Source organism: Methanosarcina mangrovi, from assembly GCF_052057765.1.
Classification (GTDB): Archaea; Halobacteriota; Methanosarcinia; order Methanosarcinales; family Methanosarcinaceae; genus Methanosarcina.
Map to the genome: position 1 here is coordinate 1,242,155 of NZ_CP195120.1, position 18,246 is coordinate 1,260,400.

An 18,246-nucleotide genomic window follows, 5' to 3' on the forward strand; every position below is an offset into this window, starting at 1 on the left:
GATTTACAGCAGGGAAGTCGAAGCTTCTTGAAGAGGAGGGAACCATATGGATAAAGCACCGCAAATTTCATCAATTGCCGAACAGGAACAAATGGTCACATTAATGTGTCTCTGCCCTGAATGTCCTTCCTGGGTTGAATGTGGAGAAAAGGGCGGATTTTGCTTTGAAACAATAGAGAAAAGCAGCTGTATAAGCGAAGAAAACGGATGCCTATGCCCGAGCTGTCCGGTAGCGAGCAGCATGAGGTTAGAAAATATGTATTACTGTACACGGGGTTCTGGGAGCACATAAAGACTTAAGCCCCGGATCCTGAAGACTTGCCAATTTGACGGAGCTGACTGAGCCGTAAGAAAAAAGATCCGGGAATGGAACTCCCGGAAGTGAATTGTTTGAAGATAAGTTACTCGACTTTCCCACTTAGAATACAAGTCCGAGGGCTTCGAGCTTCTTCCTTGCTCCGTCATAGACCTGCATGTACTCGTCAGTCGGGGTTACTGTCTTTACGTCGTAGCACTCCTGGAAGGTCTTTCCAGCCGGTGCGCTTGCATAATTCTTCTCGTAGAGGGCTACGAGTTTGTCGAGGATTTTGTTAATCTCTGTGATTTCGACACCTGCAGTCGCCCTTGCTACTTCTCCCATCATCCTGGCTTCCATACCCGTGGTCTTGTCGGTTACGACACCCTTTGCGGATGCAACACCCGAGAGGATTTCTCTTCCTGATGCTGTGTCAGTGATGGACTGGGCTGAAGCCTCGAGGAGGCACATCTCGGTACAGGGCCCTGCACATGGGTAGTACTGGTTTCCTGAGAGCATATCCGTGAACTCGGAAATGGTTGCACATGCCCAGCCTGCAATGGTAAGGGTCTCCCTGGTGTTGGTTGAGCCCCAGCGGATGTGGACCGGCCCGTCCAGGTGCCAGCTTGCGTTGCTCATAACAAAAGCGTTGATGTGGGTTGCAACGTCGACAATTGTGGTTTCCTCAATGCCGCCTGCGTATCCTCCGAAGATCGGCATCTGTTCGTCCATAATGATGTCGCTGTTTGCATTGTAGTGGGCAATAACGGCGATCGCGTCCAGGTCAATTTTGAGTTCGTTGAGTTGAGAGACCTCGTGGCTGTCCGTGCTCTGCATCCCGCCTGCGCAGTCGGCGGAGATGTTTCCCTGAGCAGACAGGGAGGTCTCTGGGCCCTAGACAGCCATGCCAGGCCTTCCAGCCATGGCGCATGCCTGTTTAATAAGTCGGGTCTCTGTCTTTGCGGCAAGGACCTCATACGGGCTTTTTGGGACCGGAGGTTTCCCGCGGACTGAGGTCATCACGCCGTTAACGATTGTGTCTACTTCCTTTTCAAGAGCGTAGCTCAGGTGAACAGGCATGAAAACCTCTTCGGAAATCGGAGAGCCTGTAGGACCGCCCTGTACGATTGGCTTCCTCTTGTCCCCTACGCTTCTCTTCCGAACGTTTACTGCATCCCTGCCGGTTCCGAGGGTGAACTCCTTCTGGACATTGTTGATTGCGTCCCAGATTTCGTCTTCGGTGTATTTTACGATCCTGTGGGTGTCGGTACAGTAGATACCGCACTCGAGGAGCATCTCGAACCCTGCCTTGAAGAGTTTTTCCATCATGTCCTTGTCTGTCGGGATGAATTCTCCCTTGAAGTCAAGCCCGTACTTCTGTTTGAGCTCCATTGCCTTCATGGGGATTTTCATAAGGTCCCAGTCATCCTGGGTGCATTTCTCTCCTACTTTTGCCCTGTCGTAGAAGTCATAGCAGTCGAATGATTTTCTGAATGTCATGTGCTTTTGCCTCCCAGGATTATTTCATTATGTTAAGTGCAACTTTTGCAGCTTCGGCAGCGTTTTCTGCGGTAGCGTCCGCCCCGATCTCCTCGATCCATTTACCGGATACGGGAGCTCCTCCGAACATGCACTTTACGCTGTCCCTGAGGTTTTCTTCCCTGAGCCTGTCCATAAGGTCTTTCTGGCCGAGCATGGAGGTGGTCATAAGGGCTGATCCAACAAGCAGGACTTTTTCTCCCTTGTGCTTTGCAGCCTCTTCCACAACGGTTTCATTAAGGACATCGACTCCCATATCAAGGATTTCAAAGCCGTTTGCTCCGAGCATGGTTGTGACAAGGCGGTGTCCTATGTCGTGGATGTCTCCTTCTGCAACGAAGGTAATTGCAAGTCCGGTTTCTTCTCCTTCTGTTTTATTTTTCTCAAGTTCGGGAGTAAGTATTTCCATTGCACTGCTCATGGCTTTTCCGGACATCATGATCTGAGGCAGAAAGATTTCTGCGGCTTCGAACTTATCCCCAATGATTTTCATACCTGGGGAGAGGCCCTTTGTGATAATGTCAATAGGCGGAATTCCTGCATCCAGGGCTTCCTGGGCTAACTGTGCACAGCCTGCGATGTTTTGAGTTACGATCGCATTGGTTAGTTTTTCAAAAATTTCGGTATTTGTCATCCCATCATCACTTCTTTCTGTTTTATGACTTTTGTCCGGTACAGGAAATCTGCCTGTTTGCCGGCTGACGGAATCTTCTTACCTATTAAATGTATAAATAACTTTCTCTCAAATCAAACTGATGTATATATATATTTTATCCGTGAATAATTTGAAAAAAGGGTTTAAATATAAATAATGTTTGGTGAGGTTCTCAAATGAAGTCCGGATAAATCCTGTAAAAAAATAATATTAAATAAAAAACTAAAAAGCCTTCAGTAGAAAGCAAATTAAGTCGAAAGCAAAAAATTTGAGAAGAGGTTTTATCTGAAAAAGACAAGAAACAGAACGAATGATGCAAGATTCAACAGAAAGCCAAACACACTTGCCGTCAGCCCTGCTTTAGCTGTTGCGTCCGGACTTTTCTTAAGACTGGACCTGGCAAGGACAATACCTGCAAGGGCGAAAGGTATCGCAAAGGACGTAAAGAACAGGCTACCAATCCCTAACCAGAACGAAAGAGAAAGAAATATGCTTATAAGCCCGAAAATAAGGCTTAAAACTCCTTTTAAGTCAGAATTCCCGTTAATCCTTTTTCCTCCTGTCACTAATCCAGGTCATTTTCCACCTTTATTCGATTTTCACCCCAATCTTTCCGCCCTCAAGTATCCATTCATATCGCTTCAGCTGCAGTGAATCATTGAGGCACTCGCCTGTCCTGACGTCGAACCTCCTGCCGTGGCAGAGGCATGTTAACGTAAATTCTTCAAGCCTGCCTCTATCCATAGGACATCTCGCATGAGGGCAGATATTTGTGAAAGCATGGATCTGCCCTTCCGTCTTAAGGAGTAACACATTTCTTCCCCCGGGTTCGACATGCAGAAGCTTTCCTTCTTTAAGGCTGCTTTCTTCAGCTGCATAAAACCAGGGAGGCTCAAAATCAGGATTCGAACCCTTTTCAGGCACTTTTTCAGAAGGCATTTTACCAACCACCGAAAACCGGAATCATGAAATTAAACTTATTCCGGGTTCATTATTGATCCGGAAGTTCTTTTCAATTCTATTTTACGTAGTTGTTTATTTTACATCATTAGGCTGGCTGCCTGTATAAGTTTTGCTGAACTCGGAAAAGATGAGTGAAGAAATTAAAAGAGAAAAAAGGGGTCGAAAGGAGGTGAAAAGAGAATAAAAAAAGAGAAAAAAGAGAATAAAAAAAGAGAAAAAAGAGAATAAAAAAAGAGAAAAAAGAGAAAAAAGAGAAAGGAGAGATAAAAAGAGAAAGGAGAGATAAAAAGAGAAAGAAGAGAAAGAAGAGAAAAAGGTAGTAAATTAGGAAATTTCGATTTTTAGTTTGAATTTGGTGCTCAATGGAGATTTCCATCCTCATTGAGGATTTTTAAAAGCTCGATTATCGAGTAAGATGCCCTGGTAATTCCCATGCTGCGTTTGTCCGTATCCGTGCCTGCTATGTAGAGGTTTTTGATCGGAGTCCGGATATCTGCAAATTTGCCATTAATTGTGACTGCGGCTTTTTCGGGCACCATAATCTGCTCATGCTGCAAATCGATGTATTTTTCTATATTTGGAAGGGCACGGAAAATGGTATCATAGGCTTTTTTGAGCTCGTGCTCTTCGGTCTGATCTGCGTCTATTACAAAGGAAAAACCTACCAGCTGCTTGTCCTTAGGAGCAAGGGACGGATCATAGTTGCTTATCGGCATTGCCCAGTAAGCAAAGTCTTTAAACCAGATTTCCGAGCCCGTATAGTTGAACTCGGGAAGCTCTTCCTTCAGGCCAAGCCAGATAGTCAGGCTTTTTGAATGTACGATTCCTTTAAGCTCTTCATTATAATCCGGCGGCAGGTCCTTTACGAGCCCTGGGAGATCGGTTGCAAAGCCTGTATAGATAACAAGATCGGCCGGATAGATTTCGTCAGCCTCCACACCCGAGATTTTTCCATCCTGCACCAGGATGCTTTTTACTTCGCACTCTGATTTTATTTCCACCGTGTCGGGGAGGGAATAAAGGATGGCATTCAGCAGAGCCTTCAACCCTTTTCTCGGATAGCCCTGGGAATAATTTACCTTGTTCGTAGCAAGCCTTTCAAGCGAGGCAAGGGGCTGTGCAACTCTGTCCATACGGGACTGAAGAGAAGCATGGAGATGGTACGGGAGCACCGACGCAAGAATTGACTCGGTTGACTGGCGCTTTTTTGGTTCCAATTTTCCGATCATGGCATCAAACTGCTCCTGCGTAATGCTGTCCCTGACAAAACTGCTGCCCGAAAGAATACGCTGGGCAGAGGTCTCTTTCATCGACTTTCCCGACAGGAAACCTGAGATCGTGTCCACAAAGTCATAGGTATCTTTGCAAAGATTTCTCGGGAGAAAATCGTACACCGACTGGTCCGACAGGTCTATCCCGAAAGACGACAGTGTAAGGGCTTTCGTAAGGGTCTGCGAGAGCACAAGCCTGTCTTTTCTGGGAAGCACGTCAAAAGTCACGAAATCTTTCAGGTTCGAAGGAACTTTGGTAAAGGCATTTTCAGTCCTCACATAGTAGTGCCCGTAGTCCTCAAAGACAGGCAAAAAATCAAAGTAGTTATCCATCAGCCTCGGGAGGGGACCTTCGATCAGATGGGTTATCGCATGTGCCCCTGTATCGACCTGATACCCGTCTACCATGTAGCTGTTGCAGTTTCCCCCAAGATACCGTTCTTTCTCAAGAACAAGGACCTGCTTTCCGTGCTTGGAAAGTGTCAGCGCGGCCAGAAGCCCGCTAACGCCAGCCCCGACAACAATTACATCATATTTTTTCATTCCCTAAACTACCTCTATTTTTTCCAGTGAATCAAGTTTTCAGCTAATGAAAGTTCATGCACCGTATAATCTTAACTCACAACAGACAGGATTTCATATGTGTTGAACATATCTTAACAAAGATTATGTTCTGAAATGTAATGAAGTACTTTAAACATAGGATATGTGTGGAATTATTTTTATATGTAATTTATGATCACATTATGATCAACATTATGATCTACAAAAGTTGTCTCCAAAGTCTTCTTTCCATCTGTAGGTAGTATAGAGAAAAAAATAGTATTTATAATTAATAGTTCGCTTGATAAAGGTTCTCAAAACCTCCATTTCTGGAAGAAAAGATGCTATAAAAAGTGCTGTATCAATAATGCAAAACTCAGGGTGGGAAAAATGAAATATACTACCGTAATTTTTGATTTTGACTACACACTGGCCGATGCAACGGATGGTATTGTATCAAGTTTTAACCATTCTTTTAGCGAGCTGAACCTTGCCGGTTGCGACATTGAAAGCATAAAAAGGACTGTCGGTTTAACGCTGGATGAGGCATTTGTACAGCTGACGGCAAATAAAGATAGAGCCCTTAGAAATCGTTTTAAAATTTTATTTAAGGAAAAAGCCGATGAGGTCATGTCAAAAAATACAGTGCTTTTTGATGACACAATAATCACACTGCAGCGATTAAAACGTGATGGATTTAATACGGGAATCGTAACTACGAAATACCATTACAGGATCGTGGAGACCTTAAATATACACGGCATTTCAGATCTGGTAGACATTATTGTTGGGGGAGAGGATGTTAAAGTGCCAAAACCATCTCCGGAAGGGTTGTTACTTGCTATTGATAGCCTTAACGCACAGCTAAATGACGTGCTATATGTCGGGGATAGTCTGGTGGATGCTAAAACGGCTTTAGCAGCAAATGTTGATTTTGCGGCAGTGACCACGGGAACAACAGATGAAAACGAATTTTCACAATATCCGTGCATAAGGATATTAAAGAATTTATCCGAGCTTGGACTTGAACTTCTTAGTTTTTGACTTGAACCTCTTAGATATTTACCCTGAGCCAGAACAAGCTTACAAATTATTATATATTTCCTGGCTTGACTAATTTTTAGCGAAAAAAATCAAACGGAAGGAATTCAACGTGAAAATCCACTGCATCCAGCATGTAAAATTCGAAACCCTCGGGACCATTCTCGAATGGATTGAACAGAAAAATCATCTCCTGTCAACGAGCCATTTATACAAAAACACAAGTTTCCCGGAAATTGACGCTTTCGACCTCCTCATAGTCATGGGTGGACCCATGAATATTTACGAATATGAAAAATGCCCCTGGCTGAAGGAAGAAAAAGCCTTTCTTGAAAAAGCAATTGCAGGAGGAAAAGCAGTACTTGGGATCTGCCTTGGAGCCCAGCTGCTTGCTGATGTCCTGAAGGCTGAAGTATTTAATAATACCTATAAGGAGATCGGGTGGTTTCCGGTATCTGTGGGAAGAGCCGAGAAAGGCGAAATCCCTCTCCTTGAAGGCATACCTGAAGAATTCACCGCGTTTCACTGGCATGGGGACACTTTCAGTCTGCCGGAAGGGGCAAAGAGGCTCTTTGAAAGCGAAGCCTGTAAAAACCAGGGGTTCATTCATGGAAACAGGGTAATAGGGCTGCAGTTTCATCTGGAAATGAGCAACCAGACAATCAGGAATGTAATTGAAAACTGCAGGGATGAACTAGTTGAAGGAAAATACATCCAGAAAGAAGATGAAATGCTGGACAGGACTGATCTCCTTAAAGAATCCAGACAATTAATGTTCAGGCTGCTGAGCAACCTTGAAAAAACAATTACTCACTGAAGCATGTCCTCAACAAAAAATGGATGCAAAAAGGGGCGCCACATACTAAAAAAAATTCTTGGTATTAAAAAGTTCGGGAAGAAGGTTTAAACCATGAATGTCTCTACAGTCACTATAAAGTTAAAATGTTGATGCGAAAATAAGGTGTCTTCTGGACATCAGGAAAACAAAATATCCTTAAATCTTTTCCGAAGGATATTAAACGGCCCTAAAAGCTCCTTCTTTTCGACCACTTCTTCAGCAGAAGCTTTCCAGAGACTTGATTTTCAGGGAAAATTAAATGCATAATTTAAGACAGGGCCCCAAAAAATATCAGGCCAGCTCGTTTCTCGTTGTCGATTTCAGGATATACTGGAAACCGTAGTTAACACCATGGGGAGTTAGTTTTATACCAACAGCATGGCGATAGCCACAACTAACAAAAACATCAGGGTATACGTGCCAACTATCACATTGTTCTGCTGCATGGGAAACCTTCCATATAGGGATTTGTAAAATATCTCCGATAGTGAATTTATAATTATAAAAATTAGAATCTTCAGTATTATTTATGTAAGATTAGGATAAATAGCTTTCTATTTTAACTCCTCAGAGAATTATTTTGGACAGTAATCTTATATACAGGAGCAAAATAAGCCATTTTTTCAGGTGGTTGAGAGCCTGAACTATTTTTTCCTGGAAATGTTATGCCCAAAAATAGTGACCCTGAAAATATACAGTCTAAAAAAATAAACACTATCTGAAAAAAAGGTAACTTAGAAAAAACTTATTCGAAAAAAGTAACCCTGAAATCGAGGAAAACTAGCTTTCCCTTCTTGCCTTCCTCTTCGTCCAGGGCCTCTCCACGATTACTCTTTTGCAGGTTCACACATCCTGCGCTTCCTGTCTTTTCACCTTTTTCCAGGCCTTTCCAAACCCCTCTTACCACAACTTCTTCTTCTCGGGGCTTCTTTTTCGGGCCTGGTATAAAGTGTATGATGAGTCATGTTCCGCTGTTTGAACCAGGGCCATTTTTCTACAACGTCCTCTGCCGGGCCGGTCATAAGCTGGAACAGTTATCAACCTGTACTCCCTGCCGGGAAAACCAAGGGCACCTTGGATTCCCTTAGGACCAGGATGAACTTCAGGTACTGACTGGAACCATAAAGAAAATACTCGGTTCCATTTCTAAAACGGTTTTTTGGATCTGAGCTTAACGGGAAACAATATCAGGTATGCCCGAAGAAAGCTTTTTTTCTTCAAAGAATTGAATTCTCGCTTCCTAATGGACTCCAATCCCTTTGCCACAAGGGAATTTGAGGTTGATCCAGTACGTCAGATCCAGTACAAACTGACTAGCGCTAACAAAATAAAAAGTACGCCGAAAGTACCAATTATCACTTTATTTTGCTGCATCATTTTGTTGTGCTGTATCATTTCATCTTGTTGCATGCGAATCATCCAGACCAAATATCTCCGATAACTATTTGTTCGACGATTCAACAAACCGGAATCCACTATCCTACCTACGTGATCAGACAATAAAGACTTTTCTATTTACATTCAAAAAATAGGTTTTTTCGATGCAGCCTCAATATATTTGATATGAAATACTACAGGAAAAATGTTATACAGGAAATACTTGACATATAATAAGGGATTGAGATATTGGAGAGGAAATCCCTGCCATTTTTTAAATATCCAATAAATCCAGAGCCCGGTTGCTGCTGCATTTCAATGCTACATTATATAAACCGAAGAAACATATTTTTCATAAAAGGGAATCCAGAGTGGGAGCACGATGGCAAAAAGGCTAAAAGTTGCAAACCCGGCCCGCTGCATAGGCTGCTATTCCTGTATGATGGCCTGCGCAAGGACCTGGTACGACACCATATCTTTGAAAAATAGCAGAATTGATATCCAGACCCGCGGCGGAATCGAAACCCCTTATGCTCAGATTGTCTGCCACGCCTGCGTTGACCCTCCGTGCTTGAGGGCCTGCCCTGTAGGTGCGCTGACGAAAAGGAAAGGAGGAGGAGTAAATTTCAATAAAGAGATCTGTGACGGCTGCGGGAACTGTGTAGAAGCCTGCATAGTAGGAGCAATTCATCTGGATGTGGAAAAAAAAGCAGTAATCTGCAAGCACTGTGGAGTCTGCACGAAATTCTGTCCCCATGACGTGCTTGAGATGATCGAGGTAGAGGACAGCGGAGAGCTAAAAGTTAAGGACACTAGCCCGGTTGAGGATACAAGCCCTGAAAGCCCCACTGCATCTCACAGGGAGCTTTACGGGCAAAAAAAGTCCGAGGAGGAAAAATGACAACAGAGCAGTATGCTATTCCGGGTCTTAAGAATGTACTTTACATTGACCTTGCCAACCAGAGTTATCATATTGAGGAGAGGTCGGACCTGTATGAAAAGTACCTGGGAGGCATAGGAGTTGCCACGAACCTCATGCTCGAAGAGTATAAAGAAGGTACCGGCCCTCTTGATCCTGAAATGCCTGTAATTCTCAGTACGGGGCCTCTTTCAGGTGTATACCCGACCTGTACCAAAACCGTTGCGTTATTCCGTTCTCCTCTTAACGGAGAACTCGGAGAGTCCTATGCAGGAGGGCACCTCGCCATGTCCATGCGCTATGCAGGGTACGAAACAATCGTTATCAAAGGCTGTTCCAGATACCCTGTGTATGTATCAGTACATGACGACAAGGTTGCTTTCAGGGATGCATCTTCCATATGGAACCTCTCTTCCGCAATTGATGTGGGGCAGGTGCTCCGCAGGGTAGAGCCTGGCGCGGGAAGACGCAGTATTATCAGAATAGGGCCTGCGGGAGAAAAAGGAGTCGCGTATGCAAGCGTAAACGTTGACACTTACCGACACTTCGGGCGCCTCGGGCTCGGGACAGTCTTCGGGGCAAAAAAACTTAAAGCCCTTCTGATTTCCGGAAACCAGGAAATTAAAAGTCCTGAGCACAATGCCTACAGAAAGACTGTCAGCATGCTTTACGACACAATTGTGAAGACCGGACTCACCGAGAAGTATCACAACCTGGGCACAAGCGAAAATATCCTGGTCCTAAATGAACTCAAAGGTCTTCCTACCAGGAACCTGCAGGAAGCTTCTTTCGAAGGAGCCGAAACGATTTCCGGAGAGGCTTTTGCAGATAAATACCTTATCCGGCGGGTTTCCTGTGCGGGCTGTCCCATAGGCTGCGTCCACATAGCTATGCTAAAGCGTCAATTCTCAAAAGCTCATGAGTACGAAATCCTTCATGTTTCCTATGATTTTGAACTGATTTATGCTCTTGGTTCGAACCTTGGAGTAGCGGATCCTGAAGCCGTGCTCGAACTTATTGATGCCTGCGAAAAAACCGGGGTCGACATAATCAGTATGGGAGTGGTGCTTGCCTGGGTTACGGAGATGCAGCAGCGAGGAAAAATCTCCACTGAAGAGACCATGGGGCTCAAATTTTCCTGGGGCGACAAAGCAACATACCTTCGGGCAATAGAGCTTGTAGTCCAGGCTCCTAACGAATTTTATGCAGCTCTCGGAAAAGGAGTGGAGTATGCCTCAAAAAAGTACGGAGGAGAAGATTTTGCCATCCAGCTGGGAGGGCTGGAGATTCCCGGCTATCACACAGGGCTTGGAAACACGCTCGGGCTTTCGGTCGGAGCCCGGCACTCTCACCTGGACAGCGCTGGCTATGCAGCTGACCAGGCTGCTTTCAACCGCCCCCTTTCTGATGAGCAGATTGTTGACTATATAATCGACGAAGAGGATCGAAGAAATGTCCTGAACTGCATGGTTTCCTGCCTCTTTGCCAGAAATGTTTACACATACGAAAACATAATCCTGGCCCTTAAGTCCATAGGAATAGAAAGAACCGAAGAGGAATTGAAAGGACTGGGAAAGGACATTTTCAGGAAAAAATACGAACTGAAAAAGAAATTCGGTTTTAAGTTCGAAGATCTCACGCTCCCTAAAAGGTTCTTTGAGACGGCCTCCACCACAGGAAAGCTCGAAGAAGAAAGGGTCAGGAAAGCAATTGAAATGTATATAGAAAAAAGAGGAGTTAAGGCTTCCTGAAGCTATTGCAGCCTCAGAGCCTTCAAATCTATTTAAATGCCTTCTGAATTAGAGGGCCTCTGAAGTTACCTTAAGTGGAAAGCCATTTTCAGGAAATATCTACCTGAAGTTGTACCCGAAAAGTAAATTCAGGTCAGATTAGAGAACAGTCCGGCCCCTGCCAGAAAAAAGATCAGATAAGGCCAGAAATAAATCAAGATAGAGTCCGAAAGAGCTTAAATAAGGCCAGAAATAAGTCCAGATAGAGTTAGAAAAAGTTCAGGTCAAGTTGGAAAAAAAGATTTTGTTTGAGGAGTTAAGCATTTGAGCTTTCGGACGCTGTAATATCCTTATTTGCCTTAACCTTGTCCTCAATTTTTTCTTCAGGGGCTTTTTCAACTTTTACTTCGGCCATTTCATCTACCTGTACTTTAGCTTCTCCTCCGACCCAGCGGTCCATTACCTTACAGGTCACAAGGTCTCCTGCCACATTCACTGCGGTCCTGCTCATGTCCAGAATTCTGTCCACGCCCATTATAAGAGCTATCCCGCTCGTAGGAATCCCTACGCTGTTGAGAATCAGGGCAAGGACAACGATTCCCACCCCCGGAATCGAAGGCGTCCCTATGGAAGCTGCAACAGCCATGACCATTACTATAAGGAGCTGTAAAGGTCCGAGGTCTATTCCGAAGACTTCAGCCAGGAAGACCGTAGCTACACCCTGATAAAGCGCAGTCCCGTTCATATTTACCGTGGCCCCCAGAGGGACTACGAACTGTGAGATCGAAGGCCTGACCCCTAATTTTTCTTCTGCGGTTTTGATAGATAAGGGCATAACTGCAGCCGAGCTGGAAGTGGAAAAAGCAAGGAGCATAACATCCCTGGTGGCTTTAAGGAATTTAAAGGGGTTATACCTTGCAACAACGGAGACAATAAGGAGGTTCAGGCACATAAGGAGCAGCAGGCTTGCAAGTACGGTGCCCACATATACCATCATTCCGAGCAGGGCTTCGATGCCCAGTTTGATAGTAAACTTGGTGAGTAGCCCGAAAACCGCAATAGGGGCAAGACTCATACTCCATTTGACCACCGTCATACAGACAGCCTGCACAGAGTTAAGGACACTAACCATTGGAGTTGATTGCTCCTTATTCAGAGACACAAGAGCAATACCTATAATTATTGCAATGATCACAACCTGCAGCATTTCCCCACTGGCCAGAGCTCCAAGGGGATTCGAAGGGAGAAGCCCCCCGATAAGCGATGCTGGGAGGGTCAGAACCGAAGTATCGATATTCAAAGCAGATGTATCTACCTGAACCTCACTTCCCATTGCACTTTCAATAAGGTCCCCGCTTATAAACTGCCCGGGGCGGATATAAAGCGCCATTCCGAGTCCGATAGCAGCTGCAATTGCAGTCGTAATTACAAAATAAATGGCTGTTGAAACTCCCGTCTTTTTGAGGGCGCTCATGCTCTGGCTTGAAGCCACCCCAAGGATGATGGAGGCAAAAACAAGCGGGACTACAATCATTTTCAGAAGCCCGAGAAAAATGTAACCCGGAAGAGCAATCCATTCGCCTATAATTTCTGCATAAGCGGGATCGACGTATCCTCCAAAAGGCCCGAGAAAAAGACCCATAAGGATGCCGAGCCCCATGCCGATAAGAATTTTTAGCCAGAGTTTCTTTTCAAGCAAATCACGGAGCTGATTGCTCAGGTTTTTCAGGGAATTGTTGCGCCTGAAATCCAGGGGGTAATAAATGCGCATTATTCCACCAGTAATTTCATGGCGAAGCGTCCTGGTCTCCTCTGCGATTTCCTGAGCGAACTCCCTCGGGTTCGGGATATAGCGATTGTCCTTGTCTTTCATGGGGGATCACAGTAAAAAATCGTTAGGGAATTCAAAAATTTACGTCTTTTTTCAGGAATTTGGTTTAATTGAACAGTGGTTCAATTGTACATTTAGTTTAATTGTACATTTAGTTTAATTGTACATTTAGTTTAATTGCACATTTAGTTTAATTGTATATTACTTTCACATTAAATTATATAAAAGCTTAGAAAAATACGTAACAATTTATCAAGTTGAGCTGGCTCCATAAATAGGAATCTCTTCATAAAATAGTTGTACGGAGAATACAAATAGGTCTAATGAACGAAAAAGAACCAGCAACAAAACTGGTATGAAGCAGCAGTTTTCAGTAGATCAGCCGGTCACGTCGTTGTTTGACTTTGAGATTATTTTCTTGCAAACTCTCTTTAGTTTTGTTTTTGCCCTTCCCCCTTTTCGCAGGTATCGGGATTTGTGCTGTCCCTGATTTTTTCTGGATCTTGCAGCCTCGTTTTTATCCAGTATTCATATGAAGCCTCCGCCAGCTTCAGCCCTCGGCAAGGGAAAGAAAAACAACAGAGCCGGCTTCGGATATTCTTAATAAACAGCCGATTAATCAGGGGCCATCAAAGAAAAAGAATACAAAAAGTGCTCGAAAAGAAGGGCTGCAGGCAAAAAAAATAATGGAAAATCAGGGAATGCAAAGTAATTCCCTTATTTTCCAGATTGCTTAATTTCCTTATTTTCCAGATTGTTTATTTCAGGATCCTCCTCTTTGCAAAGAATACCGAAGCAAGGATTCCGAGGACCGCAAAGGTACTTTCGAATCCGGGTGCACTCTTTTCAACGTCACCTGTTTGCTCTTCTCCGGTTACTGTCCCGGTTTCTTCCTCTTCAGCCGGAGCAATCACCACATCCCCGAGCTTATCTCCCGTAATCGCATACTTGGAGAAGCCCGGAGTTTCTGCCGTGAAATAGTAGTATTCTTCGTCTTCATAAGCCATTTCTGTGACAAGTGGATTCCATTCTTCATCGTGGAACCTGTTTATCGTTATACTGGAGACGTCGATGTTGTTTTCTTCGACCCAGCTCTTTGAGACCCTGAAGTTAAGGGAGGCTCCGTTGATATTGTCTCCACTTTCGAAACGTTCGTTTCCGACCAGGATGTTCATCAGCCGGTAGACTTCTCCTCCGGGAACATTGCCGGAACTTCCTGAATCAAGAGCCTCAATCCTGACAATGACGTTCCCGGAATACTGCTGGGAAGTAAAACTCAGGCCCATTATTCCGGAAGCAGGGTTATTGAAAGTGAAGGTGGCCCTGGATCCTGCAGCAACTCTTTTCTGGGCACTGTCAATACCTGTGACTCCGGTACTGCTTCCACCTGAAGGAATGTAATTGGCGGAGCTTTTGTGCTTTGTCGTGGTTGTAGAGGGAATTTCCGTAAGGGGCAGGTAGTCAAAGGTTCCGTTTACGATTTCATAGGAAGAGTCCGCAATCCCGTCCCTGTCAGCATCCGTACAGTTTTCGGAAAAGCCTGTCCCGCTGGGATTTGCCCAGTAGTTTCCTCCGAGATACGGGCCGCCAACTATACTTTCCCCTGAAGTTTTGCTGGTGTTCCAGGTGTTATTGGCCTCGCTGTAGATGAGGGTGTTGTTTACGTTGCTGAAGTAGTTGTTGTAAATCGTGTTATTTCCGCTTTCGGGACTTTCCATGCTCCCTACAAGCCCTATGCGGGATAGAATTTCAGTCCGGTCCAGATCAAGGGTAAGTCCTGCCAGACTGTTTTCGACCATGGTGTTGCCATAGATCAGGCTGTTATTCACATCATAGAGCACGATTCCGTAAGAATTGCCGGATAAAGTATTATCGGCAAGGATGCTTTCTCCCGTTACAAGCAGCCCGATATCACTTCCGTCTACAGTACAGCCGGTAACCGTATATTCGGCCCCCATGCTTTCCTGGAAATTTTCAATAAGGATTCCTCCGGAACTGCAGTTAGTTGCGGAACAGTCGCTGATGCTACAGTTATAGCCATCGTAGGATGCAAGTCCGATCTTGCAGCTTTCAATATAATTACTTTCAAGGGTTGCGTTCACCGGTTCATAGAGATAAATGCCCCAGACCTGAGAAGAGTCTTTTACGGTATTCCCCTCAAGCTTGAAGTCCTCCGAATAATCCAAACCGATTCCATACCCTGAAATACCGGGGTTATCTCCAACAAGAGGAGAGCTGACAAAGGGTAAATTTCCGGATCTATACAGTTCATACTCGCCTGTTACGTTCTGAACCGTGTTTTCCAGAAGTTCTACACCGGAAGAACTTGCTGTATAAATCCCCATATATCCGGCATCCCGTACCGAGTTCCTCACAAGCTCGGCGTCCTGACACCCACCGAGAAGAATTCCTGTGTAATCTATCTGGCCAATAATATTGTTCTCAAACCTTAGGTCCTGTGAGTATTCGGATAAAACCCCAACTCCGGAGGGTCTCGAGCGCTGTACGAGATTCGAGCTTGTTAGAGTACTTTCCTTTAATCCGGAGTCATATAGTAAGGGTCTATATGTTACGTTTCGGACCTCATTGTCCAGGAGGTCCACACCGGAAGAATCACCCAGATAAATTCCCACATATCCGGTGTTCCGCACCGAGTTGCTAACAAACTCAATATCCTGACACCCATCAAGAAGAATTCCTGTGTTATCTATCTGATCGATAGTATTGTTTTCAACCCTGAGACCCTGTGTGTATTCGGATAAAATTCCAACTCCATTTGAGCTTGTTAGAGAACTTTTGCTTAATCCGGAGAAAAACATCAAAGATGTACCTGTTACATTCTGGACCGTATTGTTCAGAATATCTACATCGGAAGAATTATGCGAATAAATTCCTACATCTCCGATGTTCAGTACCGAGTTGTTGACAAACCTGACATCCTGGGAAGTATTAAAATATATTCCACATCCCGAGAGTCTCAAACTTTTGCTGACAAGGGATTGGGTTCCGGCTGCAGGTAGAAGATACGTACCTGTTACATTCTGAACCGTATTATCCAGAAGCTCCACATTGGAAGATCCTTCGGTATAAATTCCCACGCACTCAATATCCAGCACCGAGTTCCTTACAAGCTCGGCATCCTGACACCCGCCAAGATAAATTCCTATATCACTTATCTGCTCGATAACATTGTTCTCAAGTCTGAGACCCTGGGAACTTATAGAATAGATCCCAAAGCTGTCAGGTGCCTCGGACTGCACGAGGTTGGAATTTTTGAAGGGGCTTTCACTTATGAGGGTATTTTTCAGGATACTTTCCTCGTTTCCGGTAAGCTTCGAATTCTCAGAGAAAAGAACTCCATAATTTTCCGTCGATTCCTGAATAGAATTACCCGTAAGCGTGCAGTTCTCGGAACCCAGGGTGATAATCCCATATCGGGAGGTCTGAACCGAATTGTTCAAAAGCATGCAGTTTCCGGAACTAAGTGTGGCAATTCCAACAAATGTGGAGTCCTGAATTGAATTGTTCGAAAACGTACAGTTCTCGGAACTAACGGCCTGAATTCCGAAAAATGAGCTCTGAACGGTATTGTCAGCTATAGTCGCATTCATAACCTTCTGAAGAATTACCGGGGCCATGGAGTCCTCAATTCTGCTGCCTGCGAGCCTGACATCCTGAGAATTTAAAACCGCGACTCCATATATGGAGTCATTTATGGTGTTATTTTGCATTTCGGAACTCGTGTTGTAAAGGAAAACCGCATATATATTATTCTGCAACACAAGATCCTTAATTTCAACATCTCCGCAGTTTATGCAGTAGATTGCTCCTGCATCACTTCCGATTGAGGGATCTGGTTCCCGTTCAAGGAAATAAACTGCTTTTCCGTCGACAAGGTTTCTGGTGTCGATTATATTCCCGCTTACTTTATCAAGATCGGAGATCTCGTACGTTTCGTAACCAAAATTATACCGGTTTCCGGACATGATATTGCCTGTAAGCGTGCAGTTTCGAACATCATACAGGCTGATCCCGTATATTCCCGAACTTGCAGTGTTATTTCCAAGAACGCTCTCATCAGAAGCTTCAAGGTAGATGCCGTAACCATCAAAGTTTGAAACTGTATTGCCGGTCAGAATGCAGTTTTTAGAATCATACAGGCAGATCCCATCATTATCAATGTTTGAAATTGTATTGCCTGTAAGATTACAGTTGCCGGAAGAGTTCAGGTCAATCCCATCATGAGTTTCCGAGACAGTGTTGCCGGTAAGAGCACAGTTGCTGGAAGAATACAGATAGATGCCGTCATCATCAGTATCCGAGACTATGTTGTTGGCAAGGACGCAGCTTCCGGAATTAGACATATTAATGCCTTCATAGGAAGTGTTTGAGATAGTGTTGCTGGCAAGGATACAGTTGCTGGAAGAAGAAAGATGGAAGCCGTAACTGGTAGAACCGGAAACCGTATTGTTGATCAGGTTGCATCCGCCGGAACTCTGCACCTGAATAGCGCAATCGTTCCCGGAGAACTCATTATTGGTGATGTTAACCCCCGAAACCCCGGTCATAAAAACTCCCGTATAGTACCCTTCCCCGATAATTTTGAATCCGCTGATAGTCACATTGTTGGCAATTACTTTGAAGTTGTGGCTCGGGGAAAGCGTTCTTACAATTGTATTTTCAGGATTTCCGGAAAGGGAATGAATAGTGAGATTTGCTACATCAACATCTATAACCTCCGTATACGTTCCCGGGTAGACAATGATTGTGTCGCCAGACGTTGCATTGTTTACCGCAGCCTGGATAGTTGTATAATTTCCACTGCCTCCGGCGTCCACGTATAGTGTGGAAAATACAGGTGAAGCAGGTGGTCCGACAGGTACAGAAGCTGCTGTTCCACTTAATACAAGAAAAAGAAAACACGTAAGTGTTAGAAATTGTAACTGAGTTTTTTTAGATAGTAAATCCATTTTTTTCGGGTCTCCTTCACTCAAATTACGCTACATGTGCACTATATTTGAAATTATTTTAGATGAAATATTTACTAAATTTTTATATATTGTGTATTATTAGTGCAATTGATAGTATAAATATTTTGATCCTGACGGAGACTGCTTGCTAATATATGGGTATTGATGTGCAAAACTGATCAAACTAGCAAACAATCAGCTCGATCAAAGATTTGAAGCTTAATGATCTCTTGCCCTTGAAACGCAGAAAAAAACTAGAAAAAGACTTGTTACA

General features: G+C 44.2%; 12 protein-coding genes and 1 pseudogene. 5 read left to right on the plus strand and 8 right to left on the minus strand.

Annotated features, from left to right (window positions below; genetic code table 11):
• The first annotated feature begins 46 nt into the window (after positions 1-46).
• On the plus strand, positions 47-292 hold the full coding sequence (locus ACSAZL_RS05750; protein ID WP_440947754.1) for a DUF2769 domain-containing protein: 246 nt from the start codon (positions 47-49) through the stop codon (positions 290-292).
• Between the two features lie 126 nt (positions 293-418).
• On the opposite strand, the pseudogene ACSAZL_RS05755 reads toward ACSAZL_RS05750, so the two are convergent.
• From ACSAZL_RS05755 to ACSAZL_RS05775, 5 genes and pseudogenes are all read right to left on the minus strand, one after another.
• Positions 419-1,795 (minus strand): annotated as a pseudogene (locus ACSAZL_RS05755) (monomethylamine:corrinoid methyltransferase).
• Positions 1,796-1,814: 19 nt separating this feature from the next.
• Positions 1,815-2,468, minus strand: a complete 654-nt coding sequence (locus ACSAZL_RS05760; protein ID WP_440947755.1) for a methyltransferase cognate corrinoid protein — start codon at positions 2,466-2,468, stop codon at positions 1,815-1,817.
• A 302-nt stretch (positions 2,469-2,770) separates the two neighbouring features.
• Entirely contained in the window at positions 2,771-3,055 is a 285-nt protein-coding gene (locus ACSAZL_RS05765; protein WP_440947756.1) for a hypothetical protein, read from the minus strand.
• A gap of 22 nt (positions 3,056-3,077) precedes the next feature.
• Positions 3,078-3,428: a Rieske (2Fe-2S) protein gene (locus ACSAZL_RS05770; RefSeq protein WP_440947757.1), complete on the minus strand. Its 351-nt coding sequence runs from the start codon at positions 3,426-3,428 to the stop codon at positions 3,078-3,080.
• Positions 3,429-3,811: 383 nt separating this feature from the next.
• Positions 3,812-5,266, minus strand: a complete 1,455-nt coding sequence (locus ACSAZL_RS05775) for a phytoene desaturase family protein (protein WP_440947758.1) — start codon at positions 5,264-5,266, stop codon at positions 3,812-3,814.
• A 390-nt stretch (positions 5,267-5,656) separates the two neighbouring features.
• On the opposite strand from ACSAZL_RS05775, the gene ACSAZL_RS05780 reads away from it, so the two are divergent.
• Both ACSAZL_RS05780 and ACSAZL_RS05785 read left to right on the plus strand, forming a co-directional pair.
• The gene (locus ACSAZL_RS05780) at positions 5,657-6,310 is read left to right on the plus strand and encodes an HAD family hydrolase (RefSeq protein ID WP_440947759.1); all 654 of its coding nucleotides are present in this window, start codon (positions 5,657-5,659) and stop codon (positions 6,308-6,310) included.
• 109 nt (positions 6,311-6,419) lie between these two features.
• On the plus strand, positions 6,420-7,124 hold the full coding sequence (locus ACSAZL_RS05785; protein WP_440947760.1) for a type 1 glutamine amidotransferase: 705 nt from the start codon (positions 6,420-6,422) through the stop codon (positions 7,122-7,124).
• Positions 7,125-7,890: 766 nt separating this feature from the next.
• Here the strand turns inward: ACSAZL_RS05785 and ACSAZL_RS05790 are convergent.
• Positions 7,891-8,052, minus strand: coding sequence for a hypothetical protein (locus ACSAZL_RS05790; protein ID WP_440947761.1), 162 nt, complete (start codon positions 8,050-8,052; stop codon positions 7,891-7,893).
• An 852-nt stretch (positions 8,053-8,904) separates the two neighbouring features.
• Between ACSAZL_RS05790 and ACSAZL_RS05795 the strand changes: the two genes are divergently transcribed.
• Both ACSAZL_RS05795 and ACSAZL_RS05800 read left to right on the plus strand, forming a co-directional pair.
• The gene (locus ACSAZL_RS05795; protein ID WP_440947762.1) at positions 8,905-9,423 is read left to right on the plus strand and encodes a 4Fe-4S binding protein; all 519 of its coding nucleotides are present in this window, start codon (positions 8,905-8,907) and stop codon (positions 9,421-9,423) included.
• Complete coding sequence (locus ACSAZL_RS05800) at positions 9,420-11,192, plus strand: aldehyde ferredoxin oxidoreductase family protein (RefSeq protein WP_440947763.1); 1,773 nt, start codon at positions 9,420-9,422, stop codon at positions 11,190-11,192. Before ACSAZL_RS05795 ends, ACSAZL_RS05800 begins: the two co-directional genes overlap by 4 nt.
• A gap of 295 nt (positions 11,193-11,487) precedes the next feature.
• On the opposite strand, the gene ACSAZL_RS05805 is transcribed toward ACSAZL_RS05800, so the two are convergent.
• Both ACSAZL_RS05805 and ACSAZL_RS05810 read right to left on the minus strand, forming a co-directional pair.
• On the minus strand, positions 11,488-13,044 hold the full coding sequence (locus ACSAZL_RS05805; protein WP_440947764.1) for a dicarboxylate/amino acid:cation symporter: 1,557 nt from the start codon (positions 13,042-13,044) through the stop codon (positions 11,488-11,490).
• 716 nt (positions 13,045-13,760) lie between these two features.
• Positions 13,761-17,840 carry a NosD domain-containing protein gene (locus tag ACSAZL_RS05810; protein WP_440947765.1) on the minus strand — a complete coding sequence of 1,360 codons (4,080 nt, stop codon included), beginning with the start codon at positions 17,838-17,840 and terminating at the stop codon, positions 13,761-13,763.
• Positions 17,841-18,246 lie beyond the last annotated feature (406 nt).

Excerpts from the sequence above, each read along its gene's own strand:
- ACSAZL_RS05750 (WP_440947754.1), top strand. The coding sequence starts at position 47 with ATGGATAAAGCACCGCAAATTTCATCAATTGCCGAACAGGAACAAATG.
- ACSAZL_RS05760 (WP_440947755.1), bottom strand. The coding sequence starts at position 2,468 with ATGACAAATACCGAAATTTTTGAAAAACTAACCAATGCGATCGTAACT.
- ACSAZL_RS05770 (WP_440947757.1), bottom strand. The coding sequence starts at position 3,428 with ATGCCTTCTGAAAAAGTGCCTGAAAAGGGTTCGAATCCTGATTTTGAG.
- ACSAZL_RS05775 (WP_440947758.1), bottom strand. The coding sequence starts at position 5,266 with ATGAAAAAATATGATGTAATTGTTGTCGGGGCTGGCGTTAGCGGGCTT.
- ACSAZL_RS05780 (WP_440947759.1), top strand. The coding sequence starts at position 5,657 with ATGAAATATACTACCGTAATTTTTGATTTTGACTACACACTGGCCGAT.
- ACSAZL_RS05795 (WP_440947762.1), top strand. The coding sequence starts at position 8,905 with ATGGCAAAAAGGCTAAAAGTTGCAAACCCGGCCCGCTGCATAGGCTGC.
- ACSAZL_RS05800 (WP_440947763.1), top strand. The coding sequence starts at position 9,420 with ATGACAACAGAGCAGTATGCTATTCCGGGTCTTAAGAATGTACTTTAC.
- ACSAZL_RS05805 (WP_440947764.1), bottom strand. The coding sequence starts at position 13,044 with ATGAAAGACAAGGACAATCGCTATATCCCGAACCCGAGGGAGTTCGCT.